This is a genomic window from Amycolatopsis ponsaeliensis (assembly GCF_030182635.1).
Classification (GTDB): domain Bacteria; phylum Actinomycetota; class Actinomycetes; order Mycobacteriales; family Pseudonocardiaceae; genus Amycolatopsis; species Amycolatopsis ponsaeliensis.
The window spans coordinates 1-14,170 of sequence record NZ_JAPZLD010000062.1 but is presented as its reverse complement, the minus strand read 5'-3'; the positions used below and the strand labels follow the sequence as shown (position 1 = coordinate 14,170).

Annotated in this window: 15 protein-coding genes; 14 read left to right on the top strand and 1 reads right to left on the bottom strand. The window is 70.6% G+C overall.

Going from position 1 to position 14,170, the window contains the following annotated elements; translation table 11 throughout:
* The first annotated feature begins 48 nt into the window (after positions 1–48).
* Together QQ657_RS50290 and ybiA are read left to right on the top strand one after the other, a co-directional pair.
* Positions 49–1,254: a family 8 glycosyl hydrolase gene (locus QQ657_RS50290; RefSeq protein ID WP_284749558.1), complete on the top strand. Its 1,206-nt coding sequence runs from the start codon at positions 49–51 to the stop codon at positions 1,252–1,254.
* A complete protein-coding gene (ybiA, locus tag QQ657_RS50285; protein WP_434056862.1) occupies positions 1,167–1,802 on the top strand; it encodes a riboflavin biosynthesis intermediates N-glycosidase in 636 nt (211 codons plus the stop codon). Before QQ657_RS50290 ends, ybiA begins: the two co-directional genes overlap by 88 nt.
* On the opposite strand, the gene QQ657_RS50280 is transcribed toward ybiA, so the two are convergent.
* Positions 1,763–2,749 carry a Gfo/Idh/MocA family protein gene (locus QQ657_RS50280; RefSeq protein WP_284749557.1) on the bottom strand — a complete coding sequence of 329 codons (987 nt, stop codon included), beginning with the start codon at positions 2,747–2,749 and terminating at the stop codon, positions 1,763–1,765. The genes ybiA and QQ657_RS50280 overlap by 40 nt on opposite strands.
* 96 nt (positions 2,750–2,845) lie before the next feature.
* Here QQ657_RS50280 and QQ657_RS50275 point away from each other — a divergent pair, with 96 nt between their 5' ends.
* The 12 genes from QQ657_RS50275 to QQ657_RS50220 all read left to right on the top strand — a co-directional run bounded on the left by QQ657_RS50275 (position 2,846) and on the right by QQ657_RS50220 (position 14,124).
* Positions 2,846–3,793, top strand: a complete 948-nt coding sequence (locus tag QQ657_RS50275) for an ABC transporter substrate-binding protein (protein ID WP_284749556.1) — start codon at positions 2,846–2,848, stop codon at positions 3,791–3,793.
* On the top strand, positions 3,780–4,658 hold the full coding sequence (locus QQ657_RS50270) for an amino acid ABC transporter permease (protein WP_284749555.1): 879 nt from the start codon (positions 3,780–3,782) through the stop codon (positions 4,656–4,658). The genes QQ657_RS50275 and QQ657_RS50270 overlap by 14 nt, the downstream gene beginning before the upstream one ends.
* On the top strand, positions 4,651–5,418 hold the full coding sequence (locus QQ657_RS50265) for an amino acid ABC transporter ATP-binding protein (RefSeq protein WP_284749554.1): 768 nt from the start codon (positions 4,651–4,653) through the stop codon (positions 5,416–5,418). Before QQ657_RS50270 ends, QQ657_RS50265 begins: the two co-directional genes overlap by 8 nt.
* Positions 5,415–7,133, top strand: coding sequence for an aminotransferase class V-fold PLP-dependent enzyme (locus QQ657_RS50260; RefSeq protein ID WP_284749553.1), 1,719 nt, complete (start codon positions 5,415–5,417; stop codon positions 7,131–7,133). The genes QQ657_RS50265 and QQ657_RS50260 overlap by 4 nt, the downstream gene beginning before the upstream one ends.
* Positions 7,134–7,177: 44 nt before the next feature.
* Positions 7,178–7,558 (top strand): effector-associated constant component EACC1, encoded by a 381-nt coding sequence (locus QQ657_RS50255; RefSeq protein ID WP_284749552.1) that lies wholly within the window; start codon positions 7,178–7,180, stop codon positions 7,556–7,558.
* A gap of 82 nt (positions 7,559–7,640) precedes the next feature.
* Positions 7,641–8,246, top strand: a complete 606-nt coding sequence (locus QQ657_RS50250; RefSeq protein WP_284749551.1) for a dihydrofolate reductase family protein — start codon at positions 7,641–7,643, stop codon at positions 8,244–8,246.
* A gap of 233 nt (positions 8,247–8,479) precedes the next feature.
* On the top strand, positions 8,480–10,030 hold the full coding sequence (locus QQ657_RS50245; RefSeq protein ID WP_284749593.1) for an alpha/beta hydrolase: 1,551 nt from the start codon (positions 8,480–8,482) through the stop codon (positions 10,028–10,030).
* A gap of 156 nt (positions 10,031–10,186) precedes the next feature.
* Positions 10,187–11,095 carry an ABC transporter ATP-binding protein gene (locus QQ657_RS50240; RefSeq protein ID WP_284749550.1) on the top strand — a complete coding sequence of 303 codons (909 nt, stop codon included), beginning with the start codon at positions 10,187–10,189 and terminating at the stop codon, positions 11,093–11,095.
* The gene (locus QQ657_RS50235) at positions 11,092–11,823 is read left to right on the top strand and encodes an ABC transporter permease (RefSeq protein WP_284749549.1); all 732 of its coding nucleotides are present in this window, start codon (positions 11,092–11,094) and stop codon (positions 11,821–11,823) included. The genes QQ657_RS50240 and QQ657_RS50235 overlap by 4 nt, the downstream gene beginning before the upstream one ends.
* Positions 11,824–11,880: 57 nt before the next feature.
* Positions 11,881–12,504: a hypothetical protein gene (locus tag QQ657_RS50230; protein WP_284749548.1), complete on the top strand. Its 624-nt coding sequence runs from the start codon at positions 11,881–11,883 to the stop codon at positions 12,502–12,504.
* Complete coding sequence (locus tag QQ657_RS50225) at positions 12,501–12,812, top strand: winged helix-turn-helix domain-containing protein (protein WP_013223409.1); 312 nt, start codon at positions 12,501–12,503, stop codon at positions 12,810–12,812. The genes QQ657_RS50230 and QQ657_RS50225 overlap by 4 nt, the downstream gene beginning before the upstream one ends.
* 1 nt (position 12,813) lies before the next feature.
* Entirely contained in the window at positions 12,814–14,124 is a 1,311-nt protein-coding gene (locus QQ657_RS50220; protein ID WP_284749547.1) for a DNA polymerase IV, read from the top strand.
* Positions 14,125–14,170: the final 46 nt, after the last annotated feature.

The following is a 14,170-nucleotide window of genomic DNA, read 5'->3' as shown; positions in this document are numbered from 1 at the left end:
GCTCTGATCGCCGTCGCCGCAGCCAACGATGTCCTTTACGGAGGAGCGATGAAGAGAATCGTCCGGGCGGTGGTGGCCACGGCCGCGCTGGCCGCCGGGCTGCTGAGCGTGCCCGCGACCGCGTCCGCGGCCGGTACTCCCTATGTGCCCGGAACCCTGCGGCCGTCCGTCTCGCAGGCCACGCAGGACCAGGCGCTGCAGAAGTACTACGACTTCTGGAAGAAGAACTTCCTCACCACCAAGTGCGGCAGCGGCACCTACGCGGTGCTGTCGAAGGACGCCGACCACTCCTTCGTCGCCGAGGGTGAGGGCTACGGCCTGACGATCTCGGCGATGATGGCCGACAAGGACACGCAGGCCCGCTCGATCGTCGACGGGATCCTGAAGTTCGTGAAGGCGCACCCGTCGGTCAACAACAAGGACCTGCACGCGGCCGAGCAGGACGCGAACTGCAAGAGCGTCAACGGCAGCGACTCCGCCACCGACGGCGACCTCGAAATCGCGTACGGCCTGCTCGTCGCGGACAAGAAGTGGGGCAGCACGGGCTCGGTCAACTACAAGGCCGAAGCCGTCCGGATCATCAACGCCATCAAGAAGTCCGAGGTCAACGGCACCACGAAGTTCACGCTGCTCGGCGACTGGGGCAACGACGCGGAGTACAAGAACAGCTCACGTTCGTCCGACTGGATGCCGGGGCACCTGCGCGCGTTCGCGGCGGCGACCGGCGACAGCTTCTGGGACCAGGTCCGGACTCGGTCGGAGACGGCGGTGAGCCAGCTGCAGTCGCAGTACGCGCCGAGCACGGGGCTGCTGCCGGACTTCGTGGTCAACACGAACTCGACGCCGAAGCCGGCGCCGGCGGACTTCCTCGAGGGCCCGTACGACGGCAAGTACAGCTGGAACGCCTGCCGCGACCCGTGGCGCCTGGGCGCGGACGCGATCTCGGCCTCGGGTAGCGCGGCGGCCGCGCAGGTCCGCAAGATGAACACGTGGATCAAGTCCGCGACGGGCGGCGACCCGGCGAAGATCCAGAGCGGCTACTCGCTGTCGGGGTCGAAGACGGAGAGCGGCCAGCACCCGTGCTTCACGGCGCCGTTCGCGGTGGCGGCGATGACGGACCCGGGCAGCCAGGCGTGGCTGGACAAGCTGTGGACGGCGGTCTCGACGTGGTCCCCGGACTCGACGGACTACTACGGGACGGGCATCACGGTGCAGGTGCTGCTGATCCTGTCCGGCAACTACGTGGCCGCCTAGTTTCGCTCCATGAGGGGCACCTTCATGGCTCTTATGGCCATGAAGGTGCCCCTCATGGCTGTCGGAAAATGGGGCGCGGGGTGGGGTGCCTCAGCCAGTGGTGGCCGTCGCCGTTCGTGGTCGGCGACGTCCGGTTCGCCACCGCCGAGCACTACATGATGTGGCGCAAGGCGATGCTCTTCGGCGACGAGGAAGTGGCGTCCCAGGTGCTGGCCGCCCGTCACCCCAAGCAGGCCAAGGACCTGGGCCGCCGGGTGCGGCACTTCGACGAAGCCGCCTGGGTCGCCCACCGGCGTGAGATCGTCGTCGCCGGTAACGTCGCGAAGTTCGGGCAGCACCCCGACATCGGGCGCTACCTGACCGGCACCGGTGCGCGCGTGCTCGTCGAGGCGAGCCCGCTCGACCGGGTGTGGGGCATCGGCCTGGCCGCCGACGACCCGGCGATCGAGAAGCCCCGCGGCTGGCGAGGGCTCAACCTGCTCGGCTTCGCCCTCGCCGACGTCCGGGCTCAGCTGGGTTCGCGCAGCGGCAGTCCCGCGGCGCGGTAGATCTCGTCGATCACGGTCATCGTCTCGATCGCGTCGGCCGGCGAGGTCTTCACCGGCTCGCCTCGCAGGACTGCCGCCGCGAACGCGTCCAGCTGGTACGCGTACGTTGCCCGGCGGGGGAACTTCTCCGCGCGCCGCGTGTCGCCGATCCGGACCGTGAACCGGTGGTACGCCTGCGGGGCCAGCGGGTTGAACACGCTGATCGACCCCTTCGAACCGGTCACCTTCGCGCTGATCTTCAAGAAGGAAGACGACCACAGCGAGCACTCCACCCGCCCCGTGTGGCCCGACGGGTAGCGAAGCTCCGCCGTCATCGCCCGGTCGACGCGGGGCGACCGCAGCTTCGCCGACGCCGAAACCACCGAAGGGGTCTCGCCGCCGCCGAACGTCCGGGCCATGTGGACCGCGTAGCAGCCCGCGTCCATCGTCGCGCCGCCCGCCAGGTCGTAGTCGTAGCGGATGTCCGAGAACTTCGGCAGCGGGAAGGACAGGGCCGTCTCCACGCGCTCGAGCGACCCCAGCTCACCCGACGCCACGATCTCCTCGACCCGCAGCGCCAGCGGGTGGTAGCGGTAGTGGAACGCCTCCATCACGACGCGGTCGGAACCCTCGGCCAAGAGAGCGATCTCCCGGGCCTCCGCCGCGTTGGCCGTGAACGGCTTCTCGCACAGCACGTGCTTGCCCGCTTCCAAGGCGGCCCGGGTCCACCGGCCGTGGAGGCCGTTCGGCAGCGGGTTGTAGACCGCGTCGACGTCCGGGTCGGCGAGCAGCGCCTCGTAGGACGAGTGCGCCCGCGGGATGTCGTGCTTGGCCGCAAACGCTTGCGCGCGCTCGAGAGAGCGCGCGGCGACCGCGACGATGTCGACTTCGGAGCTGGTTGAAGCGGGCTTGACCAGGGCAACGGGGGCGATGCGAGCCGCCCCGAGGATGCCGATCCGCAGGCTCATGCGCGAAAGCTAGCACCGTGGGAGATTTCAACAGTCAGTTGACCTCTTCAACAACGAGTTGTACCGTTCCGGCCAGCCGAACAGTGGAGGTCCGTTATGTCCCGTTGTCGTGCCGCACAGGCAGTGCTGCTCGCGAGCCTGGCCGTCCTGGTGACGGCCTGCGGTGGTGGTCCGGACGGCGCGGGCGGGACGTCGCAGGCGGCCGGCGCGCCCGCATCCGGCATCCCGGACACCGCGGCCATCGTCCAAGGCGTGCAGAAGGACGCCCAGCTCAACGCCGCGCTGCCGGCGAACGTCAAGCAGGCGGGCCTGCACCTGGCGTCCAACCTGCAGTCCGCGCCCAACAACTTCTACGCCGCCGACGGCAAGACCCCGATCGGCTACGAGGTCGACCTCGCCAAGGCGATCGCCGCCAAGCTCGGCGTCACCGTGACCCACCAGGACATGGCCTTCGGCTCGCTGATCACCAGCCTCCAGTCCGGCCGCATCGACCTGACCATGGCCGGCATGAACGACACCAAGGCCCGCCAGGCGCAGATCGACTTCGTCGACTACTTCACCTCGGGCATCACGATCATGATCCGCAAGGGCAACCCGGACGGCATCACCGGACCGGACACGCTCTGCGGCAAGAACGTCGCCGTCGTGCAGGGCACCAGCCACCAGAAGTTCGCCGAAGCGCAGAGCACCAAGTGCACGCAGGCCGGCAAGCCCGCGCTGAACGTCACCGCGACCGACAGCGACAACCAGAACCAGAACCAGCTGCGCACCGGCCGCGTCGCGGCGATCCTCAACGACCTCCCGAGCGCCGTCTACATCTCCCGGACCGCCGGCGACGGCAAGTTCTTCGAGGTCGTCCCCGGCGAGCCGATCGAGGGCGGGCCGTACGGCATCGGCGTCAACAAGCAGAACACGCCGCTGCGCGATTCCGTGCAGAAGGCGCTGCAGGCCCTCATCGCCGACGGCACCTACGGCAAGATCCTGCAGGCCTGGGGCGTGGACCAGGGCGCGATCAAGGAGGCCGCGGTCAATGGCGGGTCCTGAACCGCTGCCCATCGTCCGGCTCCGGCACTGGGGACGCTGGGTCGCCGCCGCGATCATCCTGGCCCTGCTGGTGCTGCTGGGCATCGCCCTCGGCAACGCGCAGATCGAGTGGAGCCAGGTCCCGGACTTCGTCTTCTTCAAGGTGATGGCGACCGGCCTGCTCAACACCGTCGTGCTGGCCGTGCTGTCCCAGGGCGTCGCGATCGTGCTCGGCATCGTCATCGCCTTGCTGCGCCGCAGTGCCAACCCGGTCGCGCGGTGGTTCGCCGCCGGCTACATCTGGATCTTCCGCGGGCTTCCGGTGCTGCTGCAGATCCTGCTCTGGTACAACCTGGCGCTGGTCTTTCCGGTCATCGACATCCCGTTCCTCGTCCACGAGCAGACGAACGTGCTGATCAGCGCGTTCACCGCGGCGTTCCTCGGCCTGGCGCTCAATGAAAGCGCGTACATGGCCGAGATCGTCCGCGCCGGGCTGAACAGCGTCGACAGCGGCCAGACCGAGGCGGCGAAGTCGATCGGCATGACGCCGGCCGCGACGCTGCGCCGGGTCGTGCTGCCGCAGGCCATGCGCGTGATCATCCCGCCAACCGGCAACGACTTCATCAACATGCTCAAGGGCACGTCGATGGCGTCGGTGATCGGCGTGACCGAGCTGATCCACGCGGCCAACAACATCTCGTCGAACAATCTGCTGGTGATGGAGACGCTGCTGGCCGCGGCCGTCTGGTACATGGTCGTGGTGACCGTCGCCGGGGTCGGACAGCACTACCTGGAACGCTCGTTCGGGCAGGCTGATCGCGGGCCGCTTTCCCGCGCCGGCAAGGCGTTGCGCGGCGTGCCGCTGGTGAGGAGTGCCCGTGTCTGAGCCGCTGCTGCGCGCCGTCGGCGTCAAGAAGTCCTACGGCCACACCGAAGTTCTCGGCGGCATCGACCTCGAAGTCCACAAGGGACAGGTCGTCTGCCTGCTCGGCCCGTCCGGCGCCGGGAAGAGCACGTTCCTGCGCTGCATCAACCACCTCGAGACGATCGACGCCGGCCAGATCTGGGTCGACGGCGAGCCGATCGGCTACCGGCAGCGCGGCGGCAAGCTCTACGAACTGCGCGAACGCGACGTCGCCCGCCAGCGCCGGGACATCGGCATGGTGTTCCAGCGGTTCAACCTGTTCGCGCACCGGACGGCGCTGGAGAACGTCGTCGAGGGGCCGATCCGGGTACTGGGGCTCAAAGCGGACGAGGCGCGCAAGCAGGGCCTCGAGCTGCTGGACCGCGTCGGGCTCGGGCACCGGGGCGACGCCTACCCGGCGCAGCTGTCCGGCGGGCAGCAGCAGCGCGTCGCGATCGCGCGGTCGCTGGCGATGAAACCGAAGCTGATGCTGTTCGACGAGCCGACGTCGGCGCTCGACCCGGAGCTGGTCGGGGAGGTACTCGAAGTGATGAGTACGTTGGCGGGGGAGGGGATGACGATGGTCGTCGTGACGCACGAGATGAGCTTCGCCGCGGAGGCCGCCGACGAGGTGGTGTTCCTGGCCGACGGCGCCGTCGTCGAGACCGGGCCGCCGTCGGAGGTCTTGAGCGCGCCCAAGCACGAGCGGACCCGGCAGTTCCTGGCGAGGATCCTCGCGTGACGCGGATTTCGCCCCGGTACCTGCTCCAGTTCGACGAGCCCGCCGGCTACCTCGACTTCGCCCGCTTCGGCCCGCCGTCGCACGCGGTGCTCGACACGACGGCCGCGCTGCTCGACCAGGCCACCACGGCCGGTCCGTCCACTGTGGACGAGCTGATGCGGCAGGAGATCCGCGCCAAGGCGGCCGCCGCGCGGCTGTCCGGCTCGGACACTGACCACACCGTGCTGCTGCCCAACACCAGCCTCGGGCTGTTCCAGGCCGCGTTCCACAGCAGCGGTGACGTCCTGGTGTCGGCGGCCGAGTTCCCGGCCAACACCTACCCGTGGGCGCGGGCCGAACAGGCCGGCCGGCTGCGCGTACGCCGTTTGACCGGCGGTTACGTGACTCCCGAGCGTGTCGCCGAAGCGCTGACGCCCGAAATCACGACGGTCAGCGTCAGCGCGGTCGACTTCCGCACCGGCTTCCGGGCCGACCTCGCGGCCCTGCGCGACGTCGTCGGAGACCGGCTCCTGGTCGTCGACGGCATCCAGGGCTTCGGCGTGGTCGAGGAGCCGTGGGAGGTCGCCGACGTCCTGGTCGTCGGCGGGCAGAAGTGGCTGCGCGCGGGCTGGGGGACCGGCTTCGCGGTGCTGTCGGACCGCGCGTTGGAGCGGATGGATCCGGTGCTCTCGGGCTGGACCGGCGCCCGCGACCCGGGCCTGTTCGACGACGAGATCCACCCGCCGGACGCCACCGCCCAGGCCTGGTCCATTTCGAACCTCAGCCCGATCACGTCCGGCGCGTTCGCCGAGGCACTGGAGCTGGTCGAGGACGCCGGTGCCGGTGCCATCGCGGCGCGGATCGCCGAGCGGATCGCGTCCTTCGAGGAGGTGCTGGCGTCCTGCGGCGCCGAGGTCGTCTCGGCTACTGAACGGCGTGCGGGAATCCTCGCGTTCACGCTGCCCGGTCACCCGGCCGAGCAGGTCGGCGCGGCGCTGGCCACCGCCGGGATCGCGGCGACCGTGCGGCCCGAGCACGTCCGGTTGTCGCCGCACGCATCGACGCCGGCCGCCGCGGCGGATCTGCTCCGAGAAGCCTTGGAGACGCTGACGAAGCCGCGCGAACCGCTGGTCGTCCCGGCCGCGGGCGCGACCACGCACGAGGTGCTGACCGCGCTGGTGCCGGCGATCCCGGGCCTCGCGGCGATGCTCGGGCCGGGCAACGAAGTGCTGCTGCACGACCTGACCCGGCTGCCGGACTCGATCGTCGCCATCGCGGGCGACCTGACCGGCCGCAACGTCGGCGGGCCGATGACCGACCTGCTGCTCGGCCTGGTCCGCCGCGGCACGACCCAGGACCTGACGAACTACCGCACGCACGGCCCGGACGGCCGCGCGATCCGGTCGTCGACGCTGTTCCTGCGCGACGCCGACGGGGTCGCGGTCGGCTGCCTGTGCGTCAACAGCGTCGACGCGTCCGCTTCGGCGGGCGGCAACGGCGAGCCGGAGACTTTCCCACCGGACGTCGACAGCCTGCAACGGTTCCTCGTCGACCGCGCGGTGACCAAGGCGGGGATCCCGGTGGACCTGATGAAGAAGCGGCACAAGGCGGCGGTGGTCCGCGAACTCGACGAAGCCGGTTATTTCCTCATCAAGGACGCGGTCGACCACCTGGCCGGGCGCCTCGACGTCACGCGCTACACGATCTACAACTACCTCAACGAGATCCGTGCCTGATCGGGGCCTTGTCCGCGCTCGTTCCGGGGCGCACCATGGCGCGCATGACCGAACCGGACACGCGGCGGGCGGTGCTCCTGCTGGAGCCGGACGCCGAGGCCGACGCCGAGGAGCTCGACCGGCTCGCCCGGCGCCTGCGGGCGGAGCTGGGCGAGCTCGACGTCGACCTGCGGGCGGTGCCGGGTGAGGTGCCGGACGGCGCCAAGGCGGCCGACCCGGTGACGGTCGGCTCGCTGATGGTGGCGTTCAGCGCGGCGGGCGGCGTGTTCCCCGGCCTGGTCGAGACGCTGCGCGAATGGCTGGGGCGGCAGGCGGGCCGCCACAAGATCAAGATGACGATCGACGGCGACACGGTCGAGCTGGAACGGGCGACCACGGCCGAACGGCAGCAGCTGATCGAGGCGTTCGTCCAGCGCCACGGGTGATTTCTCCGGTCTCGGTGTCGAAATGACGGCCTCCTGTCCGACGCGTTGACGACCCGGTCAACGCACCTCGGAAGGAACCACCATGAGCAAGGTGATCGCCGACATCTCGATGTCGCTGGACGGATACGTCACCGCACGCGGCGCGGACGAGGAGCACGGCCTCGGTGTCGGCGGCGAGGCGATCCACGCGTGGGTCCTGGAGCAGCCCCGGTCCCCGGTCGACGAAGCGGTGCTGTCGCGCAGCTTCGAGGAGACCGGCGCGGTGGTGCTGGGCCGGCGGCTCTTCGACGTCGTCGACGGCCCGCACGGCTGGGACGACGGCGTCGGGTACGGCCACGACCAGGACCAGTCGGTCGCGCCACCGTGCTACGTCGTCACCCACCAGGAGCCCGCGCAGGTGCGGCTCGCGTCCCGGTTCCGGTTCGTGACGGGCGGCGTGGCAGCCGCGATCGACGCGGCCCGGAAGGCCGCGGGCGCCAAGGACGTCGTGGTCATGGGCGGCGCGAAGGTGATCGACCAGAGCCTGGCGGAGGGCCTGGTCGACGAGCTCCGCCTCCACCTGTCCCCGCTGGTGCTGGGCGGCGGAACGCGGCTGTTCGACCTGGCCGGCCGCACAACGCTGGTCCAGCGCTCGGTGACCGCGTCACCGCGGGCGACGCACATCACCTACGAGGTCGTCCGGGACTAGACCGGCAGTCCGGCGTCACTCCAAAAAGGACTCCGCGGCCGCCGTCGACCCGGCCGGCCGCGACGCCATCGACCGGCGTATCCGATTTCCGCCTTTCGTAGGGCATTCGCCGTCCCGCAGGCCGTTGCCCTCCCTCGACGGCCCGGTGCGGGTCTAGGGTTCAGCCGCTCGAAACGAACCCGAAAAGGGAGAAAACAGTGAGACGTGCCATTTCTTCCAGGGTGACCGTCGCCGTGGTCGCCGCCGCGGTGGCGTCCGCGCTCGTGGCCGCGCCGGCCGCGTCCGCGGCGCCCGCTCCGGCAGCCGGGACGATCGCCTGGGGGCCGTGTACCGATCCCACGCTCGTCGCCGCCGGCGCCGACTGCGGGTACCTGGGGGTGCCGCTCGACTACTCGAAGCCCCACGGCGAGCAGGTCCAGCTCGCCGTGAGCCGCGTCAAGCACAAGGTCGCCGACGCGCAGTACCAGGGCGTCATGCTGACCAACCCGGGCGGCCCCGGCGGCTCCGGCCTGCTGCTGGCGACGCGCGGTCCGCGCGTGCCCAACCACGCCGGCGACGCCTACGACTGGATCGGCTTCGACCCGCGCGGCGTCGGCGCGAGCAAGCCCGCGCTGAGCTGCGACCCGAACTACATGGACTACGACCGGCCGCAGTACGTGCCGCTCACCCCGCAGCTCGAGAAGACCTGGCTCGCCCGCTCGAAGGGCTACGCCGAGGCCTGCGCGAAGAACAACTCGAAGGCCCTGCTGGAGAACATGAAGACGACCGACACGGTCAAGGACATGGACTCCATCCGCAAGGCGCTCGGTGCGAAGCAGCTGAACTTCTACGGCTACTCCTACGGCACCTACCTCGGCCAGGTGTACGGCTCGCTGTTCCCACAGAACGTCCGCCGGATGGTGCTCGACTCGACCGTCGACCCGCGCGGCGTCTGGTACGGCGACAACCTGAACCAGGACGTCGCGTTCGACAAGAACATCCTCATCTGGTTCGGCTGGCTCGCCCAGCACGACGACGTCTACCACCTCGGCAAGACGCAGTCCGCGGTGCAGCGCGTGGTCAACGAGCAGCTGCTCAAGGCGCAGTTCAACCCGGCGGGCGGCGTGATCGGGCCGGACGAGATCATCGACGTCATCCAGCAGGCTTCGTACTACCAGCTGCGGTGGACACTGCTGGGCGACGCGCTCTCGCGGTTCGTCAACCAGGGCGACTGGCAGAACTGGAAGTCGCTGTTCGAGGCCTTCGGCGGCCGCGGCGACGACAACGGTTACGCGGTCTACCTGGCCGTCCAGTGCTCCGACGTCCAGTGGCCGCAGAGCTGGAACCAGTGGAAGATCGACAACTGGAAGACGTTCACCCAGGCGCCGTACTTCACCTGGCAGAACGCGTGGTTCAACGCGCCGTGCCTGTACTGGCCCGCGAAGGCGGCCAAGCCGACCAAGATCGACGGCAGCGGGGTCAAGAGCGTCCTGATGATCGACGAGACCCTGGACGCGGCGACGCCGTTCCCGGGCAGTCTCGAGGTCCGCAGCCGCTTCCCGGGCGCGTCGCTGATCTCCGAGCCCGGCGGCACGAGTCACGCGATCACCCCGCGCGGCAACGCGTGCGTCGACAACAAGATCGCGGACTACCTGGCGACGGGCGCGCTCCCGGCTCGCAAGCCGGGCCGCACGGCCGACGTCGAGTGCGCGCCGCTGCCCCAGCCGACGCCCCCGGCGCCGACCGCGGCCAAGGCTGACGTCGCAGCCACGCAGGGTCTGGTTGCCGGGCGGTTCACCGGCTGACCTGCATAAACCCTGAGAAACGGGGTGCCGGGCCCAGTGCCCGGCGCCCCGTTTTTCATGTTTCCAGCACCGTGGGCTTTGAAGATGCGCGGACTTTGTGTTACAAAGTGCGTAGCGACTTTGCATTGCAAAGTCCACGAACGAAAGGAGAGCGCCATGACTGGGGGACCGGCGTTCGCGCTCCACGGGCTGACCAAACGGTTCGGCCGGGTCACCGCCGTCGACGGGGTGTCCGTCGAGGTCGCGCACGGCCAGATCGTCGCGCTGCTCGGGCCGAACGGCGCGGGCAAGTCGACCACCGTCGACATGCTGCTCGGGCTGACCAAGCCGGACGCGGGCGAGGTCACCGTCGCCGGGGGCAGCCCGCGCGCCGCTGTCGACCGGGGACTGCTCGGCGCCATGATGCAGAACGGCGCGCTGCTGCCGGACGTCACCGTCGGCGAGATCGTCGGCCTGGTCGTCTCGACGCACGCCCAGCCGTTGCCCGCGGCCGAGGTGATCGCCCGGGCCGGCCTGCAGAACCTCGTGAAGCGCCGCTGCGGCAAGCTCTCCGGCGGCGAACGGCAGCGCGTCCGGTTCGCCCTCGCGCTGGCCGGCAACCCGGACCTGCTCGTCCTCGACGAGCCCACCGCCGCGATGGACGTCGACGGCAGGCGGGCCTTCTGGGCGGCCATCCGGGAGTTCGCCGCCACCGGCCGGACCGTGCTGTTCGCGACGCACTACCTCGCCGAGGCCGAGGACTACGCCGACCGCGTCGTGCTGATGCGCCACGGCGTCGTCGTCGCCGACGGTGCGGTCGCCGAGGTCCGGGCCGCGGTGTCCGGGCGGGTGCTCAAGGCCGTCGTGCCGGGTGCCGGCGAAAGCGACCTGGCGGAGCTGCCGGGCGTCACGACCGTGCAGCTGCGTGCCGGCCGCGCCGAGCTCGCCTGCGCCGACTCCGACGCCGCCATCCGCGCGCTGCTGGCGAAGTACCCGCAGGCCGCCGACATCGAAATCACCGCGCTGGGCCTCGAAGAGGCCTTCTTGGCGCTCACCGCCGACGAGACCGAAGGGGCGGCCGCGTGAACACCACCTACCTGAGCCTGGAGATCAAGCGGATCGTCCGGAGCCCGCAGTTCACGATCTTCACCATCGGCATGCCGGTGGCCATGTTCCTGCTGTTCGGGTCGATCTTCGGCAAGCTCATCGCGCCGAACGGCCTGCCCGCGGACGTCCAGACCATGATCAACCTCGCCGCGTACGGCGCGAGCGGCGGCGCCCTGTTCACCGGGACGCGGGTGGCGCAGGAACGCACCGACGGTTGGCAGCGGCAGCTGCGGCTGACGCCGATGCGCGGCCCCGGCTACCTCGTCGTCAAGGTCATCTCGGCGATGGCGGTCGCGCTGCCGGTGCTCGTGGTGGTGTTCGTCGCGGGCCTGGCGATGGGCGTGCGGATGAGCGCCGCGCAGTGGGGGCTGGTGCTGGTGTCGTTGTGGGTCGGCGTGCTCCCGTTCGCGGTGCTGGGCCTGGCCATCGGCTTGTTCGGCAAGGGCGACACGGTCGGGGCCGTCACCGGCGCGCTGATGATGCCGCTGGGCATGCTCGGCGGCCTGTGGATCCCGCTCTACGTCCTCCCGGACTGGATGGCGACGCTCGCGCACTTCTTCCCGACGTACTGGCTCGGCAGGCTCGGCCTCGAACCCCTGGCCCACGCCGGCGGGCTGGGGCTCGCGGCGCTCGTCCTGGCGGGCTGGCTGGTCGTGCCCGCGCTGGTCGTGGTGCGCCGGTTCCGGCTGGACACGGCCAGGCTGTGAATGCGTGTTAACTTCCGTGCAGTACTGAGGGGTCTGCGCGGGCGGAGGGTGAGACAGGTGAACGACGACGAACCGTTGTCGGCGGAGGAGTCGCTGAACCTGATCGCCCAGCAGTCCCGGCGCAACCGCCGGGAACTGGGCGGGGGCCCCGCGCGCATGCTCGCCGCGTGGGCCCTCGCCTGGCTGCTCGGCTGGGGGTTCACCTACTTCGCGACGCAGACCGCGAGCATTCCCGGCTGGGTCGGCGGGGTGCTCGTCGCGGTGCTGTTCGTCTTCGCGATCACCTACACCGGCTACGTGAGCGCCCGGGCCGGGCGGGGGATCCGCGGCCCGTCCAAGACGGTCGGCGCGATGTACGGCTACAGCTGGGCGCTTTCCTCCATCGGGCTGACCGTCATCGACATCCGGATCACGCAGTTCGGCTCGCTGTCCTCCGATCAGGTGTCCCTGCTGTGGTCGGGCACCTGGCTGCTGCTGACCGGCGTGCTGTACCTCGCCGGCGGCATGCTCTGGCAGGACAAGCTGATGTACGGGCTCGGCGCGTGGATGATCGTCTCCGCCGGGCTCAGCGTGCTGGTCGGGTTCCCGGCCAACTTCCTGGTGCTGGCGATCTGCGGCGGCGGTGGGTTCCTGCTGGGCGCGATCGTCTACTTCGTGCGCGAGAAGTCCGGCCGCCGATGAGCGAACTGCCGCAGCTCGACCCGGTCATCCACGCCCAGGCGCGGCTGCGGGTCACGGTCGCGCTCGCCGGGCTGCACACCGGCGACCAGATCACCTTCCCGCGGCTGCAGCAGCTCCTGGACATGACCGCCGGCAACCTCTCGACGCACCTGCGCAAGCTCGAGGACGCCGAGTACGTCGAGATCACCAAGGCCTACGAACACCGCACACCGGTCACGCTGGTCCGGCTGACCGCGGCCGGGCGCGCGGCGTTCGAGAGCTACACCAAGGCGCTGCACCAGCTGCTGGACGCCACCGGCGGGGACTGACGTGGCCCGCTGGGTCATCCACCTCGACCTCGACGCCTTCTACGCGTCGGCCGAGCAGCTCACCCGCCCGACGCTGGCGGGCCGTCCCGTGCTCGTCGGCGGCACCGGGCCACGCGGCGTCGTCGCGGGCGCGAGCTACGAGTCCCGGGCGTTCGGCATCAAGTCGGCGATGCCGATGGCCCAGGCGCGGCGGCTGCTCCCGGCCAACGGGGTGATCGTGCCGCCGCGGTTCCGCGTCTACGAGCGGCTCAGCCAGGAGGTCTTCGCCGTCGTCACGGCGGTGGCACCGGTGCTGGAGAAGATCTCCCTCGACGAGGCCTTCGCCGAGCCGCCTTCGCTCGTGGGTGCTTCGCTGGCGGCGGTCACGGAGTTCTGTGCGTCGCTGCGGTCCGGGATCCGGTCGGAGACGGGCCTGGTGGCGTCGATCGGCGCGGGCAACGGCAAGCAGATCGCCAAGATCGCCTCGGACGAGGCCAAGCCGGACGGCCTGCTGGTGGTGCCGCAGGGGACCGAACGCGAGTTCCTCGCGCCGCTGCCGGTGCGCGCGCTGTGGGGGATCGGGCCGGTGGCCGAGGGGAAGCTGCGGTTCATCGGCGTCCAGACGCTCGGGCAGCTGGCGGCACTGTCCGAACAGGACGCGGTGGCGACGCTGGGCGGAGTCGTCGGCCGCGACCTGCGGCGCCTGGCGACGGGGTTCGACGACCGTCCGGTGGCCGACCGCGGCGAGACCAAGCAGGTCAGCGCGGAGACGACGTTCGACACCGACATCAAGGACCTGACGACGCTGCGGGCGGAGGTCCGGCGGATCGCGGTGGGGGCACACCAGCGGCTCGTCAAGGCCGAGCGCGTGGCCCGGACGGTGGTGATCAAGCTGCGGCACACGGACATGCACACGGTGACCCGCTCGGAGACGATCTCCGCGCCCACGGACGACCTGGCCGAGCTGGCGGCGGTGGCGGAACGGCTGCTGCTGGACCCGGCGGAGTTCGGCGGGATCCGCCTGGCGGGCGTCGCGTACAGCGGGCTGTCGGTGCCGCACCAGGACGCGCTGTTCTCCCTCGCCGTCCCGGAAACCCCGGCGTCGACGGTGGTCACCGCGGCCGCCCCGGCACCGGCCGCCGCCCCGTCGCAGTGGCGACAGGGCGACGACGTGGTGCACGAGGAGTTCGGCACGGGCTGGGTCCAGGGCGCGGGCCACGGCCGCGTGACGGTCCGCTTCGAGCACCGCACTTCCGGCCCCGGCGTCGCCCGCACCTTCCCCCAGGACGACCCATCCCTGACCCGCGGCGACCCCGGCGACTGCCTGCGCTGACGTGCCGTTAAGGCCACCTTACGGGCGTCAGACGCCCGTAAGGTGG

Coding starts and splice junctions, on each gene's coding strand:
- QQ657_RS50290 (WP_284749558.1), top strand. CDS start 49: ATGAAGAGAATCGTCCGGGCGGTGGTGGCCACGGCCGCGCTGGCCGCC.
- QQ657_RS50280 (WP_284749557.1), bottom strand. CDS start 2,749: ATGAGCCTGCGGATCGGCATCCTCGGGGCGGCTCGCATCGCCCCCGTT.
- QQ657_RS50275 (WP_284749556.1), top strand. CDS start 2,846: ATGTCCCGTTGTCGTGCCGCACAGGCAGTGCTGCTCGCGAGCCTGGCC.
- QQ657_RS50270 (WP_284749555.1), top strand. CDS start 3,780: ATGGCGGGTCCTGAACCGCTGCCCATCGTCCGGCTCCGGCACTGGGGA.
- QQ657_RS50255 (WP_284749552.1), top strand. CDS start 7,178: ATGACCGAACCGGACACGCGGCGGGCGGTGCTCCTGCTGGAGCCGGAC.
- QQ657_RS50250 (WP_284749551.1), top strand. CDS start 7,641: ATGAGCAAGGTGATCGCCGACATCTCGATGTCGCTGGACGGATACGTC.
- QQ657_RS50240 (WP_284749550.1), top strand. CDS start 10,187: ATGACTGGGGGACCGGCGTTCGCGCTCCACGGGCTGACCAAACGGTTC.
- QQ657_RS50225 (WP_013223409.1), top strand. CDS start 12,501: ATGAGCGAACTGCCGCAGCTCGACCCGGTCATCCACGCCCAGGCGCGG.